This is a genomic window from Kitasatospora sp. NPDC059817 (genome assembly GCF_042731835.1).
Taxonomy (GTDB): domain Bacteria; phylum Actinomycetota; class Actinomycetes; order Streptomycetales; family Streptomycetaceae; genus Kitasatospora.
Map to the genome: position 1 here is coordinate 7,979 of NZ_JBHWIR010000136.1, position 2,021 is coordinate 9,999.

General features: G+C 72.2%; 1 protein-coding gene. It reads right to left on the reverse strand.

Annotated elements, in window-relative coordinates; genetic code table 11:
• Window positions 1-169: 169 nt before the first annotated feature.
• Window positions 170-1,801, reverse strand: a complete 1,632-nt coding sequence (locus ACFV61_RS25435) for an AMP-binding protein (RefSeq protein WP_380494046.1) — start codon at window positions 1,799-1,801, stop codon at window positions 170-172.
• Window positions 1,802-2,021: the final 220 nt, after the last annotated feature.

The following is a 2,021-nucleotide window of genomic DNA, read 5'->3' on the forward strand; positions in this document are numbered from 1 at the left end:
CACCCTCCCGCCGGCGCGTCCAACCCCCCCCCCCTGGCGTGGGCCCCCTGCACCCGTTACATAACCCCCCCCAAAAAAAAACCCCCCGGGCCCGCCGCCCCCCCCCCCCCCCCGGGGCCGTTCGGTGTGTGCGGACGGGCGGGCTCGTACCGGGCGGCGGTGGGTCAGGTCAGAGGCCGAGCAGGCGCACGGCCTCGGCGCGCATCTCGACCTTGCGGACCTTGCCGGTGACGGTCATCGGGAACTCCTCGACCACGTGCACGTACCGCGGGATCTTGACGTGGGCGAGCCGGCCGGCGCAGTAGGTGCGGACGGTTTCGGCGGTGAGCGGCTCGGCGCCCGCGCGCATGCGGATCCACGCCATCAGCTCCTCGCCGTACCGGGCGTCGGGCACGCCGACGACCTGGACGTCGAGGACGTCGGGGTGGGTGTACAGGAACTCCTCGATCTCGCGCGGGTAGAGGTTCTCGCCGCCGCGGATGACCATGTCCTTGATCCGGCCGGTGATGGCGAGGTAGCCGTCCCGGTCCATGACGGCGAGGTCGCCGGTGTGCATCCAGCGGGCGGCGTCGACGGCCTCGGCGGTGCGCTCGGGCTCGCCCCAGTAGCCGAGCATGACGGAGTAGCCGCGGGTGCAGAGTTCACCGGGCTCGCCGCGCGGGACGGTCCGGCCGGTGGCCGGGTCGATGACCTTGACCTCCAGGTGCGGGCCGACCCGGCCGACGGTGGAGACCCGGCGGTCGACCGTGTCGTCGGCGCGGGTCTGGGTGGAGACGGGCGAGGTCTCGGTCATGCCGTAGCAGATGGCGACCTCGGCCATGCCCATCCGGCCGATGACGTCCTTCATCACCTCGGCCGGGCAGGGGGAGCCCGCCATGATGCCGGTGCGCAGGCTGGTGAGGTCGTGGCGCGCGAAGTCGGGGTCGGCGAGTTCGGCGATGAACATGGTGGGCACCCCGTACAGCGAGGTGCAGCGCTCGGCGGCGACGGCGGCCAGGGTGGCGCCCGGGTCGAAGGAGGGCGCGGGGATCACCGTGCAGGCGCCGTGGGAGATGGCCGCGAGGTTCGCCATCACCATGCCGAAGCAGTGGTAGAACGGCACCGGGACGCAGATCCGGTCCTGCTCGGTGTAGTTGAGCAGTTCTCCGACGAAGTAGCCGTTGTTGAGGATGTTGTGGTGGGACAGGGTCGCGCCCTTGGGGAAGCCGGTGGTCCCGGAGGTGTACTGGATGTTGATCGGGTCGTCCGGCGTCAACTCCCGCTGCCGCTGCGCGAGAAGGTTGGGGTCGGCGCGGCGCCCGGTGGCGATCAGGGCATCCCAGTCGGGGCCGCCGATCAGCACCCTCCGCTCCAACTCCGGGCACTGGGGCCGTACTTCCTCGATCATTCCGGCGTAGTCGGAGGTCTTGAAGCGCTCGGCCGCGACCAGCAGGCGGATCCCGGCCTGGTTCAGCACGTACGCCAACTCGTGTGAGCGGTAGGCCGGGTTGATGGTGACCAGGATCGCGCCGAGCTTGGCGGTGGCGTACTGGGTGAGCGTCCACTCGGCGCAGTTGGGCGCCCAGATGCCGACCCGGTCGCCCTTGGCGATGCCGAGGTCGAGCAGGCCGAGGGCCAACGCGTCGACGTCGGCGGCGAGTTCGGCGTACGTCCAGCGGCGGGCGGTGGCCCGGTCGACCAGGGCGTCCCGTGCGGGGTAGGCGCGCACCGCGCGGTCGAGGTTCTCCCCGATGGTGTCGCCGAGCAGCGGCACGTCCGAGGTGCCGGAGGCGTAGCTGCGCGGGGACGGCGTGGTCGGCACGTTCTGACTCCTGGGTGGGCGCGTGCGGGTCGGCCCCCATGGTCTCCGCCTCGCGCCCGCGCCACCACCCCCGAACGGGGGTGCGGACACGATGCTGGGGCCGGGCCGCGGGGGGGGGGGGCGGGCCCCCCCACCGGGGCAGCCCGGGTTTGCGGTGGTTAACCACGGCGGGGGGGTGGTGGTGATTTTTGCCCAAGAGATGTCGCCCACCGTGTGCGCG